23 protein-coding genes and 1 riboswitch are annotated in these 22534 nt (G+C 68.7%); of the genes, 16 read left to right on the top strand and 7 right to left on the bottom strand.

The features are described 5' to 3' along the window. The first annotated feature begins 7 nt into the window (after nucleotides 1–7). Complete coding sequence (locus ACQPYH_RS15535; protein WP_432891814.1) at nucleotides 8–1642, top strand: right-handed parallel beta-helix repeat-containing protein; 1635 nt, start codon at nucleotides 8–10, stop codon at nucleotides 1640–1642. Beyond that, nucleotides 1642–2019 carry a hypothetical protein gene (locus tag ACQPYH_RS15530; RefSeq protein ID WP_432891812.1) on the top strand — a complete coding sequence of 126 codons (378 nt, stop codon included), beginning with the start codon at nucleotides 1642–1644 and terminating at the stop codon, nucleotides 2017–2019. The genes ACQPYH_RS15535 and ACQPYH_RS15530 overlap by 1 nt, the downstream gene beginning before the upstream one ends. A 39-nt stretch (nucleotides 2020–2058) precedes the next feature. On the opposite strand, the gene ACQPYH_RS15525 is transcribed toward ACQPYH_RS15530, so the two are convergent. The 4 genes from ACQPYH_RS15525 to ACQPYH_RS15510 all read right to left on the bottom strand — a co-directional run bounded on the left by ACQPYH_RS15525 (nucleotide 2059) and on the right by ACQPYH_RS15510 (nucleotide 5541). After that, on the bottom strand, nucleotides 2059–2601 hold the full coding sequence (locus tag ACQPYH_RS15525; RefSeq protein ID WP_432891809.1) for an RNA polymerase sigma factor: 543 nt from the start codon (nucleotides 2599–2601) through the stop codon (nucleotides 2059–2061). Nucleotides 2602–2687: 86 nt separating this feature from the next. Next, on the bottom strand, nucleotides 2688–4064 hold the full coding sequence (locus ACQPYH_RS15520; protein WP_432891807.1) for a sugar transferase: 1377 nt from the start codon (nucleotides 4062–4064) through the stop codon (nucleotides 2688–2690). 380 nt (nucleotides 4065–4444) lie between these two features. Next, entirely contained in the window at nucleotides 4445–4720 is a 276-nt protein-coding gene (gene pspAA, locus ACQPYH_RS15515) for a PspA-associated protein PspAA (RefSeq protein ID WP_328998620.1), read from the bottom strand. After that, complete coding sequence (locus ACQPYH_RS15510; protein WP_432891803.1) at nucleotides 4717–5541, bottom strand: PspA/IM30 family protein; 825 nt, start codon at nucleotides 5539–5541, stop codon at nucleotides 4717–4719. The genes pspAA and ACQPYH_RS15510 overlap by 4 nt, the downstream gene beginning before the upstream one ends. 166 nt (nucleotides 5542–5707) lie before the next feature. Here ACQPYH_RS15510 and ACQPYH_RS15505 point away from each other — a divergent pair, with 166 nt between their 5' ends. From ACQPYH_RS15505 to ACQPYH_RS15445, 13 genes are all read left to right on the top strand, one after another. Next, nucleotides 5708–6295: a DUF3043 domain-containing protein gene (locus ACQPYH_RS15505; RefSeq protein ID WP_432891801.1), complete on the top strand. Its 588-nt coding sequence runs from the start codon at nucleotides 5708–5710 to the stop codon at nucleotides 6293–6295. Between the two features lie 21 nt (nucleotides 6296–6316). Further along, nucleotides 6317–7327 carry an aldo/keto reductase family protein gene (locus tag ACQPYH_RS15500; RefSeq protein WP_130446845.1) on the top strand — a complete coding sequence of 337 codons (1011 nt, stop codon included), beginning with the start codon at nucleotides 6317–6319 and terminating at the stop codon, nucleotides 7325–7327. Next, the gene (locus ACQPYH_RS15495; protein ID WP_130446846.1) at nucleotides 7327–7536 is read left to right on the top strand and encodes a hypothetical protein; all 210 of its coding nucleotides are present in this window, start codon (nucleotides 7327–7329) and stop codon (nucleotides 7534–7536) included. Before ACQPYH_RS15500 ends, ACQPYH_RS15495 begins: the two co-directional genes overlap by 1 nt. Then, nucleotides 7536–7670: riboswitch (cobalamin riboswitch) on the top strand. (Overlaps the previous gene by 1 nt.) A 105-nt stretch (nucleotides 7671–7775) precedes the next feature. Continuing rightward, nucleotides 7776–8495, top strand: a complete 720-nt coding sequence (locus tag ACQPYH_RS15490; RefSeq protein ID WP_432891798.1) for an SCO2322 family protein — start codon at nucleotides 7776–7778, stop codon at nucleotides 8493–8495. 74 nt (nucleotides 8496–8569) lie between these two features. Then, complete coding sequence (locus ACQPYH_RS15485; RefSeq protein ID WP_432891797.1) at nucleotides 8570–9583, top strand: energy-coupling factor transporter transmembrane protein EcfT; 1014 nt, start codon at nucleotides 8570–8572, stop codon at nucleotides 9581–9583. Beyond that, entirely contained in the window at nucleotides 9580–11190 is a 1611-nt protein-coding gene (locus ACQPYH_RS15480; RefSeq protein WP_432891795.1) for an ABC transporter ATP-binding protein, read from the top strand. Before ACQPYH_RS15485 ends, ACQPYH_RS15480 begins: the two co-directional genes overlap by 4 nt. After that, nucleotides 11187–11993, top strand: a complete 807-nt coding sequence (locus tag ACQPYH_RS15475) for an ECF transporter S component (protein WP_432891793.1) — start codon at nucleotides 11187–11189, stop codon at nucleotides 11991–11993. Before ACQPYH_RS15480 ends, ACQPYH_RS15475 begins: the two co-directional genes overlap by 4 nt. Continuing rightward, on the top strand, nucleotides 11986–12513 hold the full coding sequence (locus ACQPYH_RS15470; RefSeq protein ID WP_432891790.1) for a bifunctional adenosylcobinamide kinase/adenosylcobinamide-phosphate guanylyltransferase: 528 nt from the start codon (nucleotides 11986–11988) through the stop codon (nucleotides 12511–12513). Before ACQPYH_RS15475 ends, ACQPYH_RS15470 begins: the two co-directional genes overlap by 8 nt. Before the next feature lie 128 nt (nucleotides 12514–12641). Then, nucleotides 12642–13343: an adenosylcobinamide-GDP ribazoletransferase gene (gene cobS, locus ACQPYH_RS15465; protein WP_432891787.1), complete on the top strand. Its 702-nt coding sequence runs from the start codon at nucleotides 12642–12644 to the stop codon at nucleotides 13341–13343. Between the two features lie 149 nt (nucleotides 13344–13492). After that, nucleotides 13493–14668 (top strand): ROK family transcriptional regulator, encoded by a 1176-nt coding sequence (locus tag ACQPYH_RS15460; RefSeq protein ID WP_432891784.1) that lies wholly within the window; start codon nucleotides 13493–13495, stop codon nucleotides 14666–14668. Between the two features lie 79 nt (nucleotides 14669–14747). Beyond that, on the top strand, nucleotides 14748–15824 hold the full coding sequence (locus tag ACQPYH_RS15455; protein WP_432891781.1) for an ABC transporter substrate-binding protein: 1077 nt from the start codon (nucleotides 14748–14750) through the stop codon (nucleotides 15822–15824). Nucleotides 15825–15948: 124 nt separating this feature from the next. Then, the gene (locus ACQPYH_RS15450; RefSeq protein ID WP_432891778.1) at nucleotides 15949–16773 is read left to right on the top strand and encodes an ATP-binding cassette domain-containing protein; all 825 of its coding nucleotides are present in this window, start codon (nucleotides 15949–15951) and stop codon (nucleotides 16771–16773) included. After that, nucleotides 16770–18074 (top strand): sugar ABC transporter permease, encoded by a 1305-nt coding sequence (locus tag ACQPYH_RS15445; protein WP_432891775.1) that lies wholly within the window; start codon nucleotides 16770–16772, stop codon nucleotides 18072–18074. Before ACQPYH_RS15450 ends, ACQPYH_RS15445 begins: the two co-directional genes overlap by 4 nt. On the opposite strand, the gene ACQPYH_RS15440 is transcribed toward ACQPYH_RS15445, so the two are convergent. Both ACQPYH_RS15440 and ACQPYH_RS15435 read right to left on the bottom strand, forming a co-directional pair. Continuing rightward, a complete protein-coding gene (locus ACQPYH_RS15440) occupies nucleotides 18037–18720 on the bottom strand; it encodes a response regulator (protein WP_432891772.1) in 684 nt (227 codons plus the stop codon). The two genes, ACQPYH_RS15445 and ACQPYH_RS15440, sit on opposite strands and share 38 nt — an antisense overlap. Next, on the bottom strand, nucleotides 18717–20729 hold the full coding sequence (locus tag ACQPYH_RS15435) for a sensor histidine kinase (RefSeq protein ID WP_432891770.1): 2013 nt from the start codon (nucleotides 20727–20729) through the stop codon (nucleotides 18717–18719). Before ACQPYH_RS15435 ends, ACQPYH_RS15440 begins: the two co-directional genes overlap by 4 nt. A 141-nt stretch (nucleotides 20730–20870) precedes the next feature. Between ACQPYH_RS15435 and ACQPYH_RS15430 the strand changes: the two genes are divergently transcribed. Beyond that, the gene (locus tag ACQPYH_RS15430) at nucleotides 20871–21431 is read left to right on the top strand and encodes a hypothetical protein (protein ID WP_432891768.1); all 561 of its coding nucleotides are present in this window, start codon (nucleotides 20871–20873) and stop codon (nucleotides 21429–21431) included. A 64-nt stretch (nucleotides 21432–21495) separates the two neighbouring features. Here the strand turns inward: ACQPYH_RS15430 and ACQPYH_RS15425 are convergent, their stop codons facing one another. Then, nucleotides 21496–22515 carry an ABC transporter ATP-binding protein gene (locus ACQPYH_RS15425; RefSeq protein ID WP_432891765.1) on the bottom strand — a complete coding sequence of 340 codons (1020 nt, stop codon included), beginning with the start codon at nucleotides 22513–22515 and terminating at the stop codon, nucleotides 21496–21498. Between the last annotated feature and the right edge of the window lie 19 nt (nucleotides 22516–22534).

Below are 22534 nucleotides of genomic sequence, written 5' to 3'. Positions count from 1 at the left end.
GGACGCCATGCCCCCCGAAGGAAACAGCACCCAACGCCGCGAGCCGCCCACAGCTCGCGCGTGGTACCGCCGTCCGCCCGTCCTGGCGACCGGGGGGCTTGTTGTAGCGGCCGCCCTGGTCGCTGCCGGACTGACCGTTCTCAACAACGGCTCGTCCGACAAGGCCGACGCCGTCCCGTCCGCGCCCGGCTCCACCACGTCGCCCGCCCCGCCCGCGCCGACGGCACCACCGGCGAGGATCTGCGGGAACACGAAGGTACTTGACGGCCCGGCCACGGCTCCGGCCGGTGCGGTCGTGGTCAGCACCACTCAGAACGTGAACGACCTCACCACCCAGAACCCGGCCGGTACCACGTTCTGGCTGGCACCGGGCACGCACCGGCTCGGCACCGCACAGTTCGCCCAGGTCATCCCGAAGGACGGCAACGTGTACCTCGGGGCGCCCGGAGCGATCCTCGACGGCGGCAAGAAGAACCGGTACGCGTTCACCGGGTACGCGACCGGCGTCACGATCAGGAACCTGACCATCCAGAACTTCGGGGCGCCGCGGACCAACAACGACGAGGGCGTCGTCAACCACGACGCGGCCGCCCGCTGGACGGTGCAGGCGAACACGATCCAGCACAACGCCGGCGCCGGGCTGATGATCGGCGACCACAACGTTGTCCGCAGCAACTGTCTTTCCGAGAACGGCCAGTACGGCTTCAACGCCTACAACCCGGGCAAGGTGGCCGGCATCACGATCGACCACAACGAGATCGCCGGTAACAACACCGACGACTGGGAGCGGCTCAAGGGCGGCTGCGGCTGCACCGGCGGGGGCAAGTTCTGGGAGGTCACCGGCGCGGTCGTGCGCGCGAACTGGGTGCACGACAACCACAGCGCGGGGTTGTGGGCCGACACCAACAACAGCGGCTTCGTGATCGAGGGCAACTACATCTCCGGCAACGCGGCCGAGGGCCTGATCTACGAGACCAGCTACAACGCCGGGATCCGCGGCAACGCCTTCGTCCGCAACGGCCTCGGCAAGGGTCCGGAGAACGCCGGCTTCCCGACGCCGGCGCTGTACATCTCCGAGTCCGGCAGCGACCCGCGGGCGCCCGGGGTGTTCAACCAGACCTTCGAGATCAGCGGCAACGCCTTCACCGACAACTGGGCCGGCGTCGTGCTCTGGGAGAACGCCGACCGATTCGCCGGGTCGGCCGCGAACACCAGCACCGGTTCGGGCACCCTGGTGAACCCGTCGGTCGTCACGGCCAAGACTTGCAACGCGACCACGATCAAGAACCCGCCGTACATCAGCGACTGCCGGTGGAAGACACAGAACGTGCGGGTGCACGACAACGTCTTCGCGCTCGACCCGGACAACATCGGGAAGACCTGCGCGGTCCGCACCGGCTGCGGCTACAACGGGCTGTTCTCGAACTGGGGCACGTTCCCGACCTGGTCGCCGTACCAGAAGGCCACGATCCAGGACGCGATCACGTTCCACCAGGGCAACCGGTTCTTCAACAACACGTATGCCGGCCCGTGGAACTTCATCGTGCACGAGCAGGGCAACGGGGTGAACTGGGCCAGCTGGCAGGGTGCGCCGTACGGGCAGGACACCGACAGCGTGATCAAAGTCAGCGGTGAGCGGTGATGATCGGGCCGCCGGAGCGTGCGGTCGGTGAGCAGATCGCCCTGCTCCGCTCGGTCGGCTACGCCGCGTTCGGGCGGCACGAGCGGGATCTCGACGTACTCGACCTGATCTTCGACAGCATCCTCGACGCCCCCGGCTCCGGCGACGTACGCCGGTTGCGGTTCTCCGGTCACGGCACCACGCTCGACGTGGACATCCACGAGAGCGGCCGGACCGGTCTGACCATCGAGCTGCGGGTCTCGCCGTCCGGTCCGGTCGTGGTCGAGTCCCGCGGCGGCGACGCCGAGGGACCGAACGGCGCCCGGCTGGTCAGCTTCCTGCTCCGCTGGCCGGGCACAGCACAACGCCCGGTCCGGACCGCGTGGATCATGCTCTGAACAGAACATGATCTGCGACCCGGACCGGGCTCTGCTGCCTCAGGAGGCAAGCAGCAGTCTGAGTTTCTCCAGGCAGCGGCCGCGGATCGGGCCGATGCTGCCGATCGGGATCCCGATCGTCGCGGAGATTTCGGCGTACGGCGCCGGCGGGTCGGACATCAGCATGCCGAGCAGCTGTTGCCAGCGGTCCGGCAGGCTTTCCAGCGCGCGTCGTACGTCGTCGGCCCGTTCGCCGGCCAGCAGGTCGGCGTCCAGCTCGGGCAGGTCACCGGCCACGTCCTCGAACGCCGTCGCCTCGTAGGTCAGCAGCACCCGCTTGCGGAACGCCAGCACCCGCAGGCATTCGCGCCGGGTGGTGACGACCAGCCAGGCGCCGACCCGCTCGGGGTCGACCCGGTTGATGTGTTCGAGCAACCGCAGCCAGACCATCTGCGAGACGTCAGCGGCGTCGCTGTCGCTCAGCCGGAAACTGCGGGTTACGGCCCAGACGAGCCGTGCATAGTGGTCGACCAGCCGGCTCCAGGCCCCTTGGTCCCCCGCCGCGGCCTCGATCACCAAGGTCGCGGCTTCGGATCGAGCCACGGCTGATCCTTCCAGTACAGCAGTCACGAATTCCCCCCTCGGGAATGCACTTCCATAAAAAATGCACAGCCATGAAATGCGTTGCCTCAGTACGCGCCGTCGCTCCCCAGCACGGCACGAGCGGTCTTCCACAAAATGAGCAGGTCCAGCGCGATCGACCAGTTGTCGGCGTACCGCAGGTCGAGCCGCATGGACTCCTCCCAGGTCAGGTCGCTGCGACCGCTGACCTGCCACAGGCCGGTCAGGCCCGGCTTGACGAGCATCCGGCGTGCGTCGTCGATCGCGTACTGCGCGACCTCGGCCGGTAGCGGCGGCCGCGGTCCGACCAGTGACATGTCCCCCCGGAGCACGTTCACCAGCTGTGGCAGCTCGTCGATCGAGAACCGCCGCAGGTACTTGCCGACCTTCGTGATCCGCGGGTCGTCACGCATCTTGAACAGGATCCCGTTGCCCTGGTTCAACGCGTGCAGCTCGGCCTTGCGGGCCTCGGCGTCGGCCACCATCGTGCGGAACTTCAGCATCTGGAACTGCTCCCCGCCGCGGCCCACCCGGATCTGCCGGAACAGCACCGGCCCACGACTGGTGAGCTTCACCAGCAGCGCGGTGACCAGCAGGATCGGCGAGATCCCGAGCAGCAGCAGGCATCCGACCACGCGGTCGAAGATGGTCTTCAGCATGTGCGGTCCGCCGCTCACCGACGGCCGCTCCAGGTGCAGTAACGACAGGCCGGCGACCGGCCGGATCGAGATCCGCGGACCGGCTACCTCGACGATGCCCGGCGAGACGATCAGCTCGACCCCGCGCTGCTCGAGCGCCCAGGACAGCTTGCGCAGCGAGTGCCCGGCCAGCTCCGGATCGGCAGCTACAGCGACCACTTCGACGTCGAACTGGTCGACGCCGGCCAGGATGTCCATCTCGGTCCGGCCCAGCCGTTCGAACTCGGCGTCCTCGAACACGTCGCCGCGTGGCAGACAGCTCGCCACCACGACGTACCCGTCGGCCGGCCGCTCCTCCAGGTGCCGCGTCAGCGTCATCACCTGGTCGTTGCGTCCGACAACGAGTACTCGGCGCATGCACCGGCCGGCGAACCGCCGCCAGGAGATCTGCCGGTGCAGGAACCACCGGCCGACCATCGCCGCGATACAGGTCGTCGGCACCGCGAGGATCACGAACCCTCGGGCCACCTCACTCTTGGTCGCGTACGACGTGATCGCGACCACCGCGGTCAATGCGACCGCGGCCCGGATGATCGAGCGGAATTCCTCCGGTCCGGTGCCGAAGTACCTGGTCTCGTAGCCGCGTTGCAAAGCCACACACGCGATCCACGCGATCGGCAGCAATGCGCCCAGCACGAAGTAGCCGAGGTTGATCGAGGCCCCGAACCGGGCCACCAGCGCCAGCGCGGCACCGATCACCCCGGCGCCGAGATCAGCCGCGAACGATGCCCGACGGTACTTCGCCACCCAGCGTGCCTCGGTGAACCGGGCCGAGCGCGGCAACACTGCCGGCACTTCGTCCGGAACAACCCAGACCGGCCGACGACGCTCCCCTGACGGCGCCGGCCTTAGATCAGCCGGTTCAGCGAGCCCTTCGGACATGACAAACTCAGTCACGCACAGTCACCCCCCACAGGTGATACCGAAACCCGTGACCAACCCACTCCCCGTCACGGACTTCGCCCAACGCCGCCCCCACAACGGCGTGACCCAGACAGTACTACGGGAACGCGGCGGACAAAAGCACTGATCACCAGTGTTTACCGGCGCGCCACCCCGCTCACAGCAAAAGACCCCTGGGACCCGTTTTCGGGGCCCCAGGGGTCTCAAATGATTACTTCAAGTGATCAGCCGGCGATCAAGCCGTCGCCGCTGATCAGTTCACGCATCTCGGCGAGCGAGCTGTCCGACGGGGGCAGGATGGCGTCGGAGTCGTGCAGCTCGTCGTCCGGCACCTTCTCGCCGGACCGGACGAAGTCCAGCAACGCGCCGAAGGCGGACTGGTACGCGGTCTCGTCACCCGACGACACGGCCTTCTCCAGGTCGCCGTCGACGGTGTTGAGCGCGTCGAGCTTCTCGTCGGCCAGTCGCCACTGACCCTCACCCATGATGCGAACGATCACCGAACATCTCCGTCCTGAGGTCTCACCGGCTCGGCGGCCGGCTGCACTGGCTGCTGGGCGGTCTGGGCGGACTGCTGGGCCGCGCCCGGTGCCTCACCGGAGATCTCCTTCGGCGCGCTGCCGCCGGAGAGCTGGGCCTTCATCGCGGCCAGCTCGTTCTCCACGTCGGAGCCGGACGACATCCGGTCCAGCTCCAGGGTGATGTTGTCCTTGACCGTGCCGCTGGCGTCGTCGAGCGCGCCGGAGGCGAGCAGCTCGTCGATCGCACCGGCCCGGGCCTGCATCTGCTGGGTCTTGTCCTCGGCCCGCTGGACCGCGAGACCGACGTCGCTCATCTCCTCGGAGATGCCGGAGAAGGCCTCGTTGATCCGGGTCTGCGCCTCGGCCGCGGTGTAGGTGGCCTTGATGGTCTCCTTGCGGGTCCGGAACGACTCGACCTTGGCCTGCAGCCGCTGGGAGGCGAGCGTCAGCTTCTCCTCCTCACCCTGCAGCTGGGCGTGCTGCGTGGTCAGGTCGTCGATCTGGCCCTGCAGCCCGGACTTGCGGGTCAGAGCCTCCCGGGCCAGGTCCTCACGGCCCATCGAGAGCGCCTTCTGGGCCTGCTCCTGCAGCTTCGCCGACTGGGACTGCAGCTGGGAGGCCTGCAACTCCACCCGCTTGCGACTGGTGGCCACGTCGGCCACGCCCCGCCGTACCTTCTGGAGCAGCTCGAGCTGCTTCTGATACGAGTAGTCAAGGGTTTCGCGAGGATCCTCGGCCTTGTCCAGGGCGGAGTTCGCCTTGGCCTTGAAGATCGTCGACATCCGCTTGAAGATGCTCATCGATATCCGTACCCCTTCTGTGCCGGACTGACGACCCGGCGTGCGTGTCATCCACCCTATGTCCCTATGGGTCACCACACCATCAGGACCGGCCCCGATAAAGTGGTAAGGAGGTCCGGGGACCACCCCGAGTCGCGACCTGCCCTGCGAATGAGGTTCTGACCCCGTGTTCCGTCGTTCCAAGTCTGAAACAGATACCACCGTACCCGCCGAGCCCCAGGGCAAGGCGGGAGGCAAGGGTCGCCCGACCCCGAGCCGCCGCGACGCCGAGGCGGCGCGCAAGGCGGCGTTCAAAAAGCCACGCAACCGCAAAGAGGCCTCGGCGATCCGCCGGGAGAAGGTGCGGACCGAGCGGGGCAAGATGCAGTCGGCCATGCAGACCGGCGACGACCGGTACCTGCCCGCTGCCGACAAGGGCCCGGTGCGCCGCTTCGCCCGGGACTACGTCGACGCCCGGTACTCCGTGATGGAGTTCGCGCTGCCGATCCTGCTGGTGGTGTCGCTGGTCGGCGTGGTGTTCTCGCCGCAGTTCCCGTGGCTGGCCGGGATGGTCAACCTGCTGTTCCTGGCGATGATCCTGCTGATCGCGGCGGACTGGTTCCTGCTGACGGCCGGCCTGAAGAAGTCGGTCGGGGTGAAGTTCCCGAAGGAGTCGACCAAGGGCCTCGGGTTCTACGCCGTTCGCCGGACCATGCAGATGCGTCGCTGGCGGCTGCCGAAGCCGATGGTGAAACGCGGCGAGAAGCCGTCCTGACCTGACTGTAGGGTCAGGCGTATGGACTTTCGCTTTCTCGGCAACAGCGGTTTGAAGGTCAGCGAGATCTCGTACGGGAACTGGCTCACGCACGGGTCGCAGGTGGAGAACGAGCAGGCGAAGGCCTGCGTGCGGGCGGCGCTGGACGCCGGCATCACGACGTTCGACACCGCGGACACCTACGCCAACACGGCGGCCGAGTCGGTGCTCGGCGAGGCGCTGGCCGGTGAGCGACGCGAGTCGCTGGAGATCTTCACCAAGGTGTACTGGCCGACCGGCCCGAAGGGCCCGAACGACACCGGCCTGTCCCGCAAGCACATCCACGAGTCGATCAACGGCTCGCTGAAGCGGCTCGGCACGGAGTACGTCGACCTCTACCAGGCGCACCGGTACGACACCGAGACGCCGCTGGAGGAGACGATGGAGGCGTTCGCCGACGTCGTCCGGCAGGGCAAGGCGCTGTACATCGGTGTCTCGGAGTGGACCGCGGAGCAGCTGCAGGAGGGCCACCGGCTGGCCCGCGAGCTGCGGATCCCGTTCGTCTCCAACCAGCCGCAGTACAGCATGCTCTGGCGGGTGATCGAGGCCGAGGTGGTCCCGGCCTCGGAGGAGCTCGGCATCGGCCAGGTGGTGTTCTCGCCGATCGCACAGGGTGTGCTCACCGGCAAGTACCTGCCCGGTCAGCAGCCGCCGGAGGGCTCCCGGGCCACCGACGAGAAGGGCGGCGCGACGTTCATCAAGCGCTTCCTGACCGACGACGTGCTGACCCGGGTCCAGGAGCTGAAGCCGATCGCGGCCGAGGTCGACCTGTCCCTGTCCCAGCTGGCGGTCGCCTGGGTGCTGCAGAACCCGAACGTCTCCTCCGCGATCGTCGGCGCCTCCCGGCCCGAGCAGGTCACCGAGAACGTGAAGGCATCCGGCGTGAAGCTGGACGACGGTCTGCTCAAGCGGATCGACGAGGTACTCGGCGGCATCGTCGAGCGTGACCCGGCCAAGACCGCGCAGAACTCGCCGCAAGCGCGGGTGGCGTGATGAGCTGGAACTGGCGGTTCGAGACCGCTTCCGGCGCCCTGGTCGACCCGGGTGAGGTCGGCGGGGCGGAGTTCTCGGCCCAGGGTGACGCGGAGAGCTGGCTGGGCGAGGTCTGGCGCGATCTGGCCGACCGCGGCGTCAGCCAGGTCTACCTGCTCGAGGACAACCGTGAGGTCTACGGGCCGATGAGTCTGTCGTCGGCCGAATAGTCACAGAGTAGAGTTCCGGTCGAACCACACGTCTGCGTCACAGGGAAGCCGGTCGAAGTCCGGCGCTGACCCGCAACCGTAGGCCACCCGTCTCCAACTGGAGCCGGGTGGCGAGCCGGACCACTGTGACGCAGGCAGACAGGCTCACCTACCCGCCGTGGTCCGCGGGTGGAGCCCCTACCCTGCCGGTGCAGGCGGGATCTCCTCCACCGGGCTGCGGCCCGAACGAGGACACGAGAATGACTGCACATCGGACCGTACGACTGGTCTTCAGCCTGCTGGCGGGTCTCCTGCTGGCTGGGACTGTCGCAACCGTTACAACAAGCGCAGCCCAGGCCGAGGACGGCTACCGGTTCTGGGGCTACTACCAGTGGACCAACGGCACCTGGGCCTTCTCCCAGAAGGGCGCGGACGCCTACGTCCCGGCGGACGGCGGCGTCGAGGGCTGGCGGTTCGCCGTCGGCGGCGCGAAGCCGCGGGTGCCGCGCGCAGCGGGCGACTTCGACGCGATCTGCGGCAAGACCCCGGCGGAGACCGGCAAGAAGCGGGTGGCGCTGGTCGTCGACCCCGGTACGCCGGAGGACGCGGTCACCGGTGACACGCCGGCCCAGCCGACCGGCACCTGTGTGGTCACGGATCCGAAGTCGAACGGCGCGCAGGTCCTGGCCGCCGTCGCGCCGGTCCGGATCGAGAAGGGCCTCACCTGCGGCGTCGCCGGCTACCCGTCCAAGGGCTGCGGCGACCAGGTGAAGAGCATCAACGTCCCAGCTACCGACGCCCCTGTCACGCTGCAGGTCGGCCCGGCAGTGGGATCGACTGCCGTCCAGCCGACACCGGCCGCGTCCTCGAAGGACGACAGCGGAGCGCCCTGGACCGGCATCATCATCGCGGCAATCGTCGTGGTCCTTCTGGGCGGAGGCGGGTTCGTTCTCAACCGCCGTCGTACTGCGGCTAAGTAGTCGTGCGCGCCGTCCACCACCTCACACTCCCCCGGGCGCTCCACCCGGGGGCCTGGTGGTTGTGGGCGCTCTGTATGGCTGTGGCGGCCAGCAGGACCCGCAACCCGGTCCTGCTGGCCCTGATCCTCGCGGTCACCGGATTCGTCGTGGCAGCGCGCCGGAGCGATGCGCCGTGGGCACACAGCTTCACTGCGTTCCTGAAGCTCGGTCTGGTGGTCATCGGCGTCCGCGTGGTGCTGCAGGCGCTCTTGTCGACCCGCTCGCAGGGGAACACCGTGCTGTTCACGCTGCCGCAGATCCCTTTGCCTGCCTGGGCTGCGGGCGTCAAGCTCGGCGGAGAGGTGACGGCAGAGGCTCTGGTGACCGCCCTGTACGACGGTGCGCAACTGGCCGTCATGCTGTGCTGCATAGGTGCTGCTAACGCACTGGCCAGTCCACGGCGCCTGCTGAAGTCGTTGCCCGGAGCGCTCTACGAGATGGGCGTGGCCTGTGTAGTCGCACTGACCTTCGCACCTCAACTGGTGACCGACGGTCGCCGCATCCGCGCCGCACGCCGTTTGCGCGGCCGCACCCGCGCCTCCTTCCGTACGACGGCCATGCCCGTGTTGGAAGGCGCCCTGGACCGGTCGGTGGAGCTCGCTGCCGCGATGGACTCCCGCGGCTACGGCCGTACGGCGCATGCCCCGCGCGCTCAGCGTCGGCTCACAGCGCTGAGCGTGCTACTCGGACTGCTGGGCATCCTGCTCGGCGTCTACGCGCTGCTGACCGACTCCATGTCGTTCCCGCTCGCCGCGGGCGCACTGGCCGTCGGCGTACTGCTCGCGGTCGGAGCGATGGCCATCGGACGTCAGCGGGTGGCCAGGACGAGGTACCGGCCCGATCCGTGGGCTTTGCCTGAGTGGCTGGTCGTGGCGGCCGGTGCGGTGGCTGCGGGTGCGATGGTGACCGCCGCAGCACGTGGTGTGCACGGGCTGTTGCTGGACGGTCCGTTGGTCGTACCACCGGTTCCCCTGCTGCCGGTTGTCGGTGTACTGATCGGACTGGTGCCTGCGCTGGCCGCACCGCCGTTGAAGAAGGCGGTCGCATGATCGAGTTCGACCGCGTATCTGTGAGGTACCACGGGGCCAGTGAGCCGGCGCTCCGCGACGTGAGTCTCATCGTGCCGGAGGGCGAGCTGGCGCTGGTGATCGGGCGGACCGGGTCCGGCAAGTCCACGTTGCTGCGGGCAATCAACGGACTGGTGCCGCACTTCACCGGCGGCACGCTGTCCGGTCGGGTGCTCGTCGACGGACGGGACACCCGGGAGTACCGGCCGCGGGACCTCGCGGACGTGGTGGGGATGGTCGGTCAGGACCCGATGGCGGGGTTCGTCACCGACACGGTCGAAGACGAGCTGGCTTACAGCATGGAGTCGCTGGGCATGGCTCCGGACGTGATGCGGCGACGCGTCGAGGAGACGCTCGACCTGCTGGGGCTGGCCGACGTACGGGACCGTGCACTGACGTCGTTGTCGGGTGGCCAGCGGCAGCGGACCGCTATCGGAGCAGCGCTGACGTCGCATCCGGCGGTACTCGTGCTGGATGAGCCGACGTCTGCACTCGACCCACAGGCAGCCGAAGAGGTGCTGGCTGCGCTGCAGCGGCTGGTGCACGACCTGGGCGTCACAGTGGTGCTGGCTGAGCATCGGCTCGAGCGTGTGATCCAGTACGCCGACCGCGTGATCGAAGTACCGGGTGGTGCGGCTGCTGTGTCGACAGGGCTGCCCGGTGAGCGCATGGTCACCGCACCGGTCGCGCCGCCTGTAGTCGAGCTGGGACGGTTGGCCGGTTGGTCGCCACTCCCCCTGTCCGTGCGGGACGCTCGGCGGGCTGCCGTCGCGCTACGGCGCCAGCTGGACAGTGCTGCACCGGTGCGGTCGGCTGCTGCGCTAGGTGCTGAGCTGGCTCGGTGTAGTGATCTGGTCGTTGGCTACGGCAACGTGATGGCGCTGCGTGGCGTGTCGCTCAGTGTGAAGGCCGGTGAGGTCGTCGCGCTGATGGGCCGCAACGGCGCGGGCAAGTCGACGCTGCTCAATGCGCTCGTCGGCATCCTGCCGGCTCGGTCGGGCACTGCAGTCGCGGCCGGGACTGACCCGCACCAGATGAAGCCCGCGCAACTGGTGAAGGCGGTCGGACTGGTCCCACAAGAGCCTGCAGACCTCCTCTATGCCGCGACGGTCGCCGACGAGTGTTCTGCCGCGGACTCCGACTTCAAGGTGCCCGCGGGTAGTTGCCGGGCGCTCCTCGAGCGGCTGGCACCAGATGTGGCTTTGGACCAGCATCCGCGGGACCTGTCCGAGGGACAGCGGCTCTGCCTGGCGCTGGCCGTCGTACTGTGCGGCGCTCCGCCGTTGTTGTTGCTGGACGAGCCGACACGCGGGCTGGACTACGGCGCCAAGCGCCGCCTGGTGGCGATTCTGCGCGAGCTGGCCGCGGCCGGGCATGCGGTCGTGTTGTCGACGCATGACGTCGAGATGGTCGCTGAGGTCGCCACTCGGGTGATGGTGCTCGCCGAGGGCGAGTTGGTCAGCGACGGCGAGACGGCAGAGGTGATTGCCGGGTCGCCGGCGTTCGCGCCACAGGTGGCGAAGATCCTTGCTCCGTTGCCGTTCCTGACCGTCGGAGAGGTCGCCGAAGCATTGGACCGGGCGTCGTGAGGCTGATCCGGCTCAAGCCGCGGAGTACGGCGACGTTGCTGGTCGCGTCGCTCGTTGGCGTACTCGCGTTCGCATGGCCGCTGTTCTTCCGGACATCGCAGACGGGTGCATCCGCGATCGGTCACACGACCGACGCCCCGTGGTTGTTCGTGTTGCTGCTGCCGTTGCTGGTGGCCGTCGTACTCGCGGAGCTGTCCGAGTCCGGGATCGACGCGAAGGTGATCTCGCTGGTCGGCATGCTCGCGGCGGTCGGTGCGGCCTTGCGGGCGTTGGGTCCGGGTACGGCGGGGCTCGAGCCCGGGTTCTTCGTGCTGGTGCTGGCGGGGCGGGCCTTCGGCGCCGGGTTCGGGTTCGTGCTCGGGGCGGTGTCGCTGCTGGGCGGGGCGTTGATCAGCGGCGGGGTCGGGCCGTGGATGCCGTTCCAGATGTTCGCGTGCGCGTGGGTGGGGTGTCTGGCGGGGCTGTTGCCGCGGGTCGGCGGGCGGTTGGAGTTGCTGCTGCTGGCGGCGTACTCGATGGTGTCGGGGGTGCTGTACGGCGTGATGATGAACCTGTGGTTCTGGCCGTACGCGACGTTCGGCAGCGACTTCTCATTCGTGCCCGGTGACGAGCTGGCGGCGAACCTGCACCGGTACTTGCTGTTCGTGGTGGCGACCTCGTTGGGCTGGGACATCCCGCGCGGCATCCTGTCCGCCGTACTCGTCCTGCTGCTGGGGCGGCCCATCCTGAACGCGTTCCGCCGTACGGCGCGGAAGGCGGCCTTCGAGGCGCCTGTGGTTTTCGAGCGGAGGACCGATGCCTGACCGAACGCTGATCCTCGGCGGAGCCCGATCCGGCAAGTCCATCGCCGCCGAACGCCTGCTGTCCTTGGAGTCTGACGTCCTGTACGTCGCCACCGGCGGGGACGACTCCGGCAACTCAGAGTGGGCCGCTCGCGTCGCCAAGCATCAGTCCCGCCGCCCGGCGTCCTGGGGTCTGGCCGAGACGATCGACCTGGTCCCACTCCTGGCCACTCCCGGCCCGCCCGTCCTGATCGACTGCCTGACTCTCTGGCTCTCCCGGACCATGGACGCGGCCGACGTCTGGACCAACCTGCACCGCGCCGACGCCGTCGAACAACAGATCGCGGAACTGGCCGACGCCTGGTCCGCCACTCCCCGGCGAGTGGTTGCCGTCAGCAACGACGTCGGCTCCGGCATAGTCCCCGCCGACCCCGGCACCCGCCTCTTCCGAGACCTGATGGGCCGCCTCAACACCACCATCTCCCTCGCCTCCGACCAGGTCCTCTGGACCATCGCCGGCCGAACAATCCCCCTCACATGACGCCGCCACCCCAAGACCCACCCCCGGCCGCACCAGACGACCCCCGGCCGGCCTCGAGCGGGTGGCTTGATGGTGGGCGCCTCGCGTTCGGGACGCTCACGGTGCTTCCGGCGGGGGTTCCCTCGCGGGTGGATCGGGTGGTTGGCGGGCGGGCGATGGTGCTGGCGCCGGTTGTGGGGGTGGTGATTGGCGGGGTTGCGGCGGGTGTGATCGCGGTGGCTCAGCTGGTGAAGCCGGAGGCGGACCTGCTGGCGGCTGTGCTGGGAGTGCTGGTGATTGCTGGGCTGTCCGGTGGATTGCATCTTGACGGCCTGGCTGACTTCTCGGATGCGCTCGGGTCCCGGCGGGATCGCGAGACCATGTTGCGGATCATGAAGCAGAGCGACATCGGCCCGTTCGGTGTCGTCGCGATCGTCGGCGTACTGCTCCTCGACGTCGCCGCCCTCACCGCCTGCATCCAGTCCGGCTTCGGTTGGCAAGCCGTCCTGATCGCCACCACCGCGAGCCGCCTCACCCTCCCCTGGTCCTGCCGTACGTCGGTCCCCGCAGCCCGCCCCGACGGCCTGGGTACGTTCGTCGCCGGCACAGTCCGCCCGCTCACAGCCGGCGTTGCCGCGGCCGTCGTACTCGCCGCCGCCCTCGCCGTGACCTGGCCGTCCCCGAACCGCCTCGCGGGCTCCGCCGCCGCGGTCCTCCTGGCCGTCGCAACGAGCCTCGCCACCACCCGCCGCGCCCGCACAGCCCTCGGCGGCACCACCGGCGACGTCCTCGGCGCGACCATCGAACTGGCCCTCCCGCTGGCCCTGCTGACCCTCGCTCTGACGGTCTGAAAGCCTGCCTCCACCACCCTCAAACCGAAGTGGTCTACTGTCGCCGTTGAACGTTCTAGTGGGGTAGTGACAGCGAGGTTGCAGACGATGTTCCTGGTTCACGAGCGCGGAGCGACCGCGCTCGGCCCGCGATCCGTTATCTTTATGTAATGAACGCAACCCGCCCGGCGCCGGGATCGCAGGCTTCGCTCCGCGAAGCCAACCGTGCGCGCGTTCTCGGGGTCGTCCGGCAGCACGGCCCGCTCACCCAGGTCGAGATCGCCGCCGCGTCCGGCCTGTCCGCGGCCACCGTGTCGAACATGGTCAAGGAGCTGGACCAGGCCGGCATGGTCGGCCTCTCCCGCAGCATCCGCAACGGCCGCCGCGCCGTACTCGTCTCGCTCGCGTCCGGCGGCGGTCTACTCGCCGGCGTCGCGTTCGGCGAGCGGGACGTCCGGGTCGCGATCGCCGACGAGTCCCGCGAGATCCTCGCCCAGCAGCTGATGCCGCTGCAGGCCGACCACGTCGCCGACGACGGCATGGAGCGCGCCGCCCGGCTGCTCGCCGACCTGGCCGAGACGGTCAGCTCCGGCGTCGAGAACATCTCCGCGATCGGGTTCGGGCTGCCGATGCCGGTCGATTCCATCAGCGGCGAGGCCGGCTCCGACGCCGTACTGCCCGGCTGGCGCGGCGTCAATGTGACCGAGGCGATGGCCGGTCACCTGCGCGCCCCGGTCGCCCTCGACAACACCGCAAACCTTGCTGCGCTGGGCGAATTGCGGGCCGGCGCGCTCCGCGGCGTACGGAACGGCTGCTATCTGAAGTTCTCGTACGGCGTCGGCGCGGGGATCGTGATCAACGGCGACGTGTTCCGCGGCTCGGCCGGTACGGCGGGCGAGATCGGGCACGTCACGATCGACGAGAACGGGCCGATCTGCCGGTGTGGCAACCGCGGCTGCCTGGACACGTTCGTCGGCTCGCGAGCACTGATCAACAGCCTGGCCGCCTCGCACGGACCGCTGCGATTGAAGGACATCGTGATCCGCGCGCTCGGCGGCGACGTCGGCTGCCGTCGCGTGATCGAGGACGCCGGCCGCCGGGTCGGCGTGGCGGTGGCCGGCGTGGTGAACCTGCTCAACCCGGAAGTTGTCGTCGTCGGCGGCCTGATGGCCGAGGCCGGCGAACTCATCCTGGCCCCGCTCCGTGAAGCGCTGGACCGTTGCGCGATCCCGAGCGCCGCCGCGACGGTCGAACTCCGCCCGGCCGAACTCGGCGACGAGGCCGATATCGTCGGCGCCATCCACCGAGCGTCGGTGCTGAGTCACATCAATATCTCCATTTCTTGAATTCAAGTCTTGACGCCAAGACTCAGGGGAGCTTGACTTCGGGCAGGCCAATCGGGCCGTCTCGTCAAGGAGCCGCCATATGTCCTTCTCAGCAACTCGTCTCGTCGGGCTCGGCATCGCCGTCTCGGCCCTGGCCGTCTCCCTGGTGGCCTGCGGCTCCGACAACGACTCCGGCAGCGGCTCAGGCGGCGCGAAGAAGATCGCGCTGTTGCTGCCCGAGTCCAAGACCACCCGCTACGAGGCGCTCGACCGCCCGCTGTTCACCGAGGCCCTCAAGGCTGCCTGCGCCGACTGCGAGCTGATCTACAGCAACGCCGACCAGGACGCGTCGAAGCAGCAACAGCAGGCCGAGGCCGCGCTGACCCAAGGTGCGAACGTGCTCGTCCTCGACCCGGTCGACGGCAAGGCGGCCGCCGCCGTGGTCAGCTCCGCCAAGGGGCAGAACGTCCCGGTGGTCGCGTACGACCGGTTCATCGAGAACGCCAACTACTACGTCTCGTTCGAGAACGAGGCAGTCGGCAAGCTCCAGGCCCAGACTCTGGTCGACGATCTGAAGGCGGCCGGTAAGACGTCCGGCAACATCGCGATGATCAACGGCTCGCCGACCGACCCGAACGCGGCCGACTTCAAGAAGGGCGCGCACAGCGTGCTCGACTCGAGCGGGTTCAAGATCGCCGCCGAGTTCGACACCCCGGACTGGAGCCCGGACAAGGCGCAGGCCTGGATGGAAGGTCAGTTGAGCGCGATCAAGAACGGCCTGGTCGGCGTGTACGCCGCCAACGACGGCACCGCCGGCGGTGCGATCGCAGCACTCAAGGGCGGTGGCGTGACGCCGCTGCCGCCGGTCACCGGTCAGGACTCGGAGCTGGCCGCGATCCAGCGGATCGTCGCCGGCGACCAGGCGATGACGATCTACAAGGCGGTCAAGCCGCAGGCCGAGGCCGCCGCGAAGGGTGCGGTGGCGCTGGCGAACGGCGGCAAGCCCGAGTCGACCACCGACAAGAGCGGCGTTCCGTCGACGATCCTCGACCCGGTCGCGGTGACCAAGGCCAACATCAAGGACACCGTGATCAAGGACAACATCTACAAGGTCAGCGACATCTGCACCGCGTCGTTCGCCGCCGCCTGCGCCGCGGCCGGACTGTCCAGCAACTAGCCGAAACCGGCCCGCCCTCGGCGTAGCCCCCCGCAGTGAGGTGCGGGGGGCTACGCCGGGCCCTCTCCCCAACCGCGCCCCCGGCGAGGATCATGGCGTGAAATAAGTCCTGGAGGCTGATCTCGTGACACTTCCCTCGGCTACCCCGGCTCCTCCCGACATCGGCGCCGGTACCGTGCTGACGCTGCAGGGCATCTCCAAGCGGTTCGGCGCCGTACAGGCCCTGAAGAACATCGAGCTGGAGGTCCGGGCCGGCGAAGTCCTGGCGCTGGTCGGAGACAACGGCGCCGGCAAGTCGACGCTGGTGAAGACCATCGCCGGCGTCTACACCGCCGACGACGGGACGATGGTGTTCGACGGCCGCGCCGTCCGCGTCGGCAGCCCGGCCGAGGCGCAGCAGCTCGGGATCGCCACCGTGTTCCAGGACCTGGCGCTGTGCGACAACCTCGACGTCGTCGCGAACCTGTACCTGGGCCGCGAGCTCCGCAAGGGCCGCGTCCTCGACGAGGTCGAGATGGAACGCCAGTCGTGGGAGCTGCTCCGGCAGCTGTCCGCGAAGATCCCGTCGGTCCGGATCCCGGTCGCCAGCCTGTCCGGCGGCCAGCGGCAGACCGTCGCGATCGCCCGCAGTCTGCTCGGCCGGCCCAAGGTCGTGATGCTGGACGAACCGACCGCGGCCCTCGGCGTCGCTCAGACCGCCGAGGTCCTCAACCTGGTCGAGCGGCTGCGCGAACGCGGCCTGGCCGTGATCCTGATCAGCCACAACATGGCCGACGTGATGGCGGTCGCCGACCGGGTCGCCGTACTGCGTCTCGGCCGCAACAACGGCGTCTTCGTGGTCAGCGAGACCAGGACGCAAGACATCATCGCCGCCATCACCGGCGCCACCGACAACGCGGTCTCGGAGCGTGCAGCGCGCCGAAGCCGGGAGGAGGGTCCCGCATCATGAGCCTGCACGGATCGGGCACCCGTCCCCAGGACGTCACCAGCACGCCGGCCACACCCGAAGCGAACGGGATCGAACAGCTACCCGCCGACCTGCAGGACGAACGGCTGATCGCGAGCAGCGGCCTCAGCGGCGCCGTCTCCGCCTTCACCGCCCGGCTGCGCTCCGGCGACCTGGGTTCGGTACCGGTGGTCGTCGGTCTGATCATCATCTGGGCGGTGTTCCAGATCGCTAACGGCTCCTTCCTCTCCAGCCGCAACCTGGTCAACCTGACCCTGCAAACCACCTCCGTCGGAGTAATTGCCCTAGGCATCGTCCTGGTCCTGCTCCTCGGCGAGATAGACCTCTCGGTAGGTTCCGTCAGCGGCCTGTCGGCCGCGGTGCTCGGAGTCACTTTCGTCAACAAGGGTTGGCCGCTCGTGCTCTCGCTGGTGGCCGGTGTGGCGCTCGGCCTGGTGATCGGCATGTTCTACGGCGCGCTCTACACACGCTTCGGCGTGCCGAGCTTCGTGATCACGCTTGCCGGTCTGCTGGGATTCTTGGGCCTGCAGTTGCTGGTGCTCGGCAAGGAAGGCTCGCTCAACCTTCCGTACGACTCTGCGCTGGTCGGCTTCGCGACGAGAAGCTTCCTCTCCCCCGCGCTCGCCTACGCCCTGATCGCGGTCGTCGTCGCGCTCTACGTGCTGACGCGGCTCCGCACCCGGGGCGCCCGGGCCACGGCCGGTCTCTCGACGGCGCCGACCTCGATGATCGCGATCAAGGCCGGCGCGCTGGCGCTCGTGCTGCTGATCCCCGTGCTGATCCTGAACGGTGACCGCGGTGTCTCGTCGATGTTCCTGCTCTTCCTCGCGCTCGTGGTCGCGACCGATCTGACGGTACGGCGTACCCGGTGGGGCCGCTCCGTCGTCGCCGTCGGCGGCAACGTGGAGGCCGCCCGGAGGGCCGGTATCAACGTGCGGATGATCTACCTGTCCGTGTTCGCGGCCTGCTCGACGTTCGCCGCCGTCGGCGGTCTGCTCGCCGCGGCCAGGCTGGTCGCGGTGAACCAGAGCAGCGGTGGCGCGGACACCAACCTGAACGCGATCGCGGCAGCCGTCATCGGCGGCACCAGTCTGTTCGGCGGCCGCGGCTCGGCGTACTCCGCGCTCCTCGGGGCGCTGGTGATCATGTCGATCTCCAACGGCCTCGCACTGCTGAGCCTGGACTCGAGCGTCCGCTACATGGTGACCGCCGGCGTTCTGTTGATCGCCGTCACTATCGACTCGCTCAGTCGGCGGAGTCGTCAGGCGCACGGGCGGGCCTGAGCGCAGAGTCGGGCCTGAGGGCGCCGCGCGCGAAAAGGGCTGCTTCGGTTCGGTTGGCTACGCCGAGTTTGCCGAAGATCGTCGACAGGTTGTTGTTGACGGTCTTCGGCGTGAGGGCGAGCCGGGCCGCCATGGCGGTTGTCGACAATCCGCCGGCCAACAATCCGAGGATCTGACGTTCGCGTGGCGTCAATGCCTGCAAGGGATCCGGCGGTGCGCTCACCCGCCCCGCGGCCGCGTCGAGGACGTGTCGGGCGACCCCGGACCCGAGGATCGAGTCGCCCGCGGCAACCGCTTGGATCGCCCGCACGATTTGTTGCTGCGACGACCCTTTCAACACATAGCCGGCCGCACCCGCCCGTACTGCGGCCCGGACGGTCTCGTCGTCGTCCAGCATTGTCAACATGAGTACGCCGACCGCCGGCGCCACGCGAGCGACCTCCTTCGTCGCCGCGACACCGTCTCCGCCGGGCATGTGGATATCCATCACGAGTACGTCGGGCTGCAGCGTCACCGCAGCGCGGACAGCCTCCGGCCCGTTCTCCGCCACGCCCACCACGGAGATCCCGTCCACCGAGGCGAGCAGCACCTGCAACCCGTCCCGTACGACCGGATGATCGTCGGCCAGCACCACCCGGACCGTCATCGCGAAACCTCCAACGGCAGACAGGTCTGAACCCGGCCACCGGTCGCAGTACCTTCCGCCACCAGCGTGCCACCCAACTCGGCCACCCGTTCGCGCATCGACGTCAGCCCCACGCCCGGCACCCACCGACCATTGACTGCAGGTCCATCGTCGACAATCGACAATCTGAGCGTCTGCGCATCGCCACTGATCCGAACCTCGGCCTCCCCCGCCCGCGAATGCCGCGCGACATTCGTCAGCGCCTCCGTGACGATCCGGTACGCCGTGACCTCAACAGCCGCCGGCAAGGCATCAGGCACGTCATCGGCCTCGACGGTCACCCGCAAAGGCGATCCATCGCCCCGACGGTCGACGAGCGCCGCATGCCGTCGTACCGCTTCCACCAATCCGACGTCGTCCAGCGCGGACGGATGTAGCTGATTGATCAGCCGTCGTACGTCGGCAATCGCATTGTCAACAATCGCACGAATCTCAGCGGCAAGCGGTCGCACCGGATCGTCGGCGAGGTTCATCACCGCGTCGGCGCGGAACCCGATCCCGGTCAGCGCCGGACCCAGCCCGTCATGCAGATCCCGCCGCAACCGACGTCGCTCCTCCTCGCGCCCTGCGACGAGCTCCCGCCGCGACTGCTGTACGGCGTCCGACAACGCCTGCGCCCGCAACGCGACACCGAGCGGCGCCGCCATCAACTCGAGCACGACCCGATCAGCCGCGGACAACCGGCTCTCCCCCGGACGCACGCCGACCTGAAGCTCACCGACCCGTTTACCTGCGTGCAGCAGAGGAATTGCCACCAGCAACGAAGTCCGACTCCCATGCTCCCCGCGAATCACGCCGGCCTCATCCGTCAACGCGGCGTACGGAAGGCGCAAGGCCTGACACACAGCCGGCAGTACGTCGGCCGGCTCCGACGCCCCCGCCAACTGGGCCGCAACCGACGATGCCGCGCGCACCGGGTTGCCCCGATCCCCATAAAACAGGCGATCCACGAGGCGCTGCAGCCGGAGGCGCACCGGATTGAACCCGATCGCCACCAGCAACGTCGCCAGCACGGCTCCACTCGCGCTGATCCGCGGACGGAGCAAACGGTCGGCCAATTCCACGAGCCCGAGGTACGTCGCCGCGACCGCGGCCGTCAGCAGCACATACGTCACCGTCCGGGACCAGACCAGCCGGATGTCGAGCAACTGGTACCGCAGTACGGCGACCGTCATCGAGGCCGGGATCAGCGCGACCAGTATCAGCAAGATGATCGGGAACCCGGTGGTGTCGATCGGCCCGGCGAACCGCAACGACGCGATCAGCACCGCCGCAATCGTTGCTGCCAGCAACAGCCAGAGGAGTTGCCGACGGACCCGCTCGTCACCACGCCGGTAGCGCGCCACAAGTCCCGCGATTGCCGCCAGCAACGTCCCGGCCAGCAACACGTCCGAGATTGTCTGCAGAGGAATCAGCCCGTCGAGCGCCGGGATCCGGAACCACGACACAGTTCGGTCCCGCGCCGCCGGACCGAGCACCTGCACCGCGGCCAGCGGATTGCGGTCTGCACTGAACAGCAGGATCTGCAACGGAGCGTTGACGAGGGCAACAACCAGCACAGGACGCCAGGCAGGACCCGGGAGCCTGCCGTCCGGGAAGACGAGCAACGCGAGCGGGACGAACAGACTGACCGACCACGGCCACAGCGCGGAATACAGGGTCGCAGGCAACTGTGCCGAACCAGGGCCTTCGAGCGCGTGGATCAGCCACGGCGTCACGGCCGGCGTACCGGTCTGCGCGATCCCCGCACCCAGCAGCAGCCAGCCCAGCCAGTTCCGCGGCCGGTGCCATGCGATCAGACCGCCCGACACCGCGCTGCTGAGCCCGACAGCGAGGTTGGGAATCATGAAGCTGTCCCGCGCCGACGCGAAACTGAGCCCGGTCGCGACCGCACCGCCGACCGCAGCCACGGCCTCCACCAGGACGAGGCCGAGCAGAATCCCCACCCAGGTTCTGCGATCGATGCTCACAGTGCCCATGGTGCGGTGCCGGGATACCCGCTGTCTCTAGGCAAATGTCCCGGCCGACCCGGGTTCCCTCCCCTGTCGACCTCGGTCGACCCGCACCGAGCCTGGAGACATCACAAGCCGCTTCTTGAGGGGGAACTTCCGATGAGCACCATCACAACAACCGCCGCCCGCCCCGCACTGCGTCCGCTCGGCTGGACGACCATCGTCGGCGGACTGGGCATCGTCGCGGCCGGTACCGTCGCCGCGATCGACGCGAACATCGCCGACAGCGCCTGGTTCGGGTTCGCCGGCGCCAGCGCGCTGCTGGCCACCGCCGGCGTACTCGGCCTGCGTAGCGCCGCCGTACCGCTTGCCCGCAAGACCCTGACCGTCGTCTCTGTAACGATGACGCTCTTCGCGCTGGCCCACTTCTACGCGGTCGCAGACCAGGACCGCGCCATCCCGTTCTTCAGCGCGTTCATGATGCTCTCCGCCCTGGGCCTGATCGTCGCCGGCATCGCGATCCTCCGAGCCCGCCTGTGGACCGGTCCGGCCCGTGCACTGCCGCTGCTCACAGGACTCTGGCCCCTCACCATCCCGATCGGCCTGGCCCTCGGCGACGTACCCCACTTCGTGGCCATCGCGCTATGGGGCGTCTGCTGGACTCTCCTCGGCCGACTCCTGCTCCACCTGAGCGATCCTGTTGCCTGGACCCACAAGTAGGCCCATAAGTAAGTCAGCGCACGAGAAAGCCCCCGTCGTCGTTGACGGGGGCTTTCTCCGTTGGTTACGCGGTGGCGGCGGTCAGGTCGACCTTGGGCTCCGCGAAGTGGCAGGCGGCCGTGTGGCCCGGGGTCGACTGCGGCTTGATCTCCAGCAGGGGCTCCTGGGTGGCGCAGATGTCCTCGGCCTTCCAGCAGCGGGTCCGGAACCGGCAGCCGCTCGGCGGGTCGATCGGCGAAGGTACGTCGCCGACCAGGCGGATCCGCTCCTTCGGCGGAACCCCGCGGATCGTGCCGAGGTCCGGCGCCGCCGACAGCAGAGCCTGCGTGTACGGGTGCTGCGGGGCGTTGTAGATCTGGTCCCGCGAGCCCTGCTCGACGATCTTGCCGAGGTACATCACCGCGACCTCGTCACAGAAGTGCCGGACCACGCCGAGGTCGTGCGCGATGAACACGAACGCGATCCCGAGATCGCGCCGCAGGTCCTCGAGCAGGTTCATCACCTGGGCCTGGATCGACACGTCCAGTGCGGACACCGGTTCGTCGGCGATGATCACCTCGGGCTCGACCGCGAGCGCCCGGGCGATACCGATGCGCTGCCGCTGACCGCCGGAGAACTCGTTCGGGTACCGGTTGTGGTGCTCCGGGTTCAGCCCGACCCGCTCCAGCAGCTCCTGGACCCGGGCGAGTTCCTTGCCCTTCTTGACCAGGTTGTGCACGCGCAGCGGCGTACTGATGATGTTGCTGACCGTCTGGCGCGGGTTCAGCGAGCTGTACGGGTCCTGGAACACGATCTGCAGCTGCCGGCGGAACGGGCGCAGTTCCCGCTCCTTCAGCTGCGCGATGTCGGTGCCCTTGAACACGATCTCGCCGGCCGTCGGGGTCAGCAGCCGGGTGATCATCCGGCCGGTGGTCGACTTGCCGCAGCCGGACTCGCCGACCAGGCCCAGGCTCGCGCCCGCCTTCAGCTCGAAGTTCACGCCGTCGACGGCCTGCACGACCTTCTTGGTCCGGCCCAGACCCGCCGCTTCCTTGATCGGGAAGTGCATCTTCAGGTCGCGGACCTGCAACAGAGTTTCGCTCATATCTCCTCAGTCCCTGTCA

Origin of the sequence: Kribbella sp. CA-245084, from assembly GCF_050942355.1 — a bacterium.
Lineage (GTDB): Bacteria > Actinomycetota > Actinomycetes > Propionibacteriales > Kribbellaceae > Kribbella.
This window is presented reverse-complemented; position numbering and strand designations above follow the sequence as displayed.

Coding starts and splice junctions, on each gene's coding strand:
- ACQPYH_RS15535 (WP_432891814.1), top strand. CDS start 8: ATGCCCCCCGAAGGAAACAGCACCCAACGCCGCGAGCCGCCCACAGCT.
- ACQPYH_RS15530 (WP_432891812.1), top strand. CDS start 1,642: ATGATCGGGCCGCCGGAGCGTGCGGTCGGTGAGCAGATCGCCCTGCTC.
- ACQPYH_RS15510 (WP_432891803.1), bottom strand. CDS start 5,541: ATGAGCATCTTCAAGCGGATGTCGACGATCTTCAAGGCCAAGGCGAAC.
- ACQPYH_RS15500 (WP_130446845.1), top strand. CDS start 6,317: ATGGACTTTCGCTTTCTCGGCAACAGCGGTTTGAAGGTCAGCGAGATC.
- ACQPYH_RS15495 (WP_130446846.1), top strand. CDS start 7,327: ATGAGCTGGAACTGGCGGTTCGAGACCGCTTCCGGCGCCCTGGTCGAC.
- ACQPYH_RS15490 (WP_432891798.1), top strand. CDS start 7,776: ATGACTGCACATCGGACCGTACGACTGGTCTTCAGCCTGCTGGCGGGT.
- ACQPYH_RS15485 (WP_432891797.1), top strand. CDS start 8,570: ATGGCTGTGGCGGCCAGCAGGACCCGCAACCCGGTCCTGCTGGCCCTG.
- ACQPYH_RS15480 (WP_432891795.1), top strand. CDS start 9,580: ATGATCGAGTTCGACCGCGTATCTGTGAGGTACCACGGGGCCAGTGAG.
- ACQPYH_RS15470 (WP_432891790.1), top strand. CDS start 11,986: ATGCCTGACCGAACGCTGATCCTCGGCGGAGCCCGATCCGGCAAGTCC.
- ACQPYH_RS15460 (WP_432891784.1), top strand. CDS start 13,493: ATGAACGCAACCCGCCCGGCGCCGGGATCGCAGGCTTCGCTCCGCGAA.
- ACQPYH_RS15455 (WP_432891781.1), top strand. CDS start 14,748: ATGTCCTTCTCAGCAACTCGTCTCGTCGGGCTCGGCATCGCCGTCTCG.
- ACQPYH_RS15445 (WP_432891775.1), top strand. CDS start 16,770: ATGAGCCTGCACGGATCGGGCACCCGTCCCCAGGACGTCACCAGCACG.
- ACQPYH_RS15440 (WP_432891772.1), bottom strand. CDS start 18,720: ATGACGGTCCGGGTGGTGCTGGCCGACGATCATCCGGTCGTACGGGAC.
- ACQPYH_RS15430 (WP_432891768.1), top strand. CDS start 20,871: ATGAGCACCATCACAACAACCGCCGCCCGCCCCGCACTGCGTCCGCTC.
- ACQPYH_RS15425 (WP_432891765.1), bottom strand. CDS start 22,515: ATGAGCGAAACTCTGTTGCAGGTCCGCGACCTGAAGATGCACTTCCCG.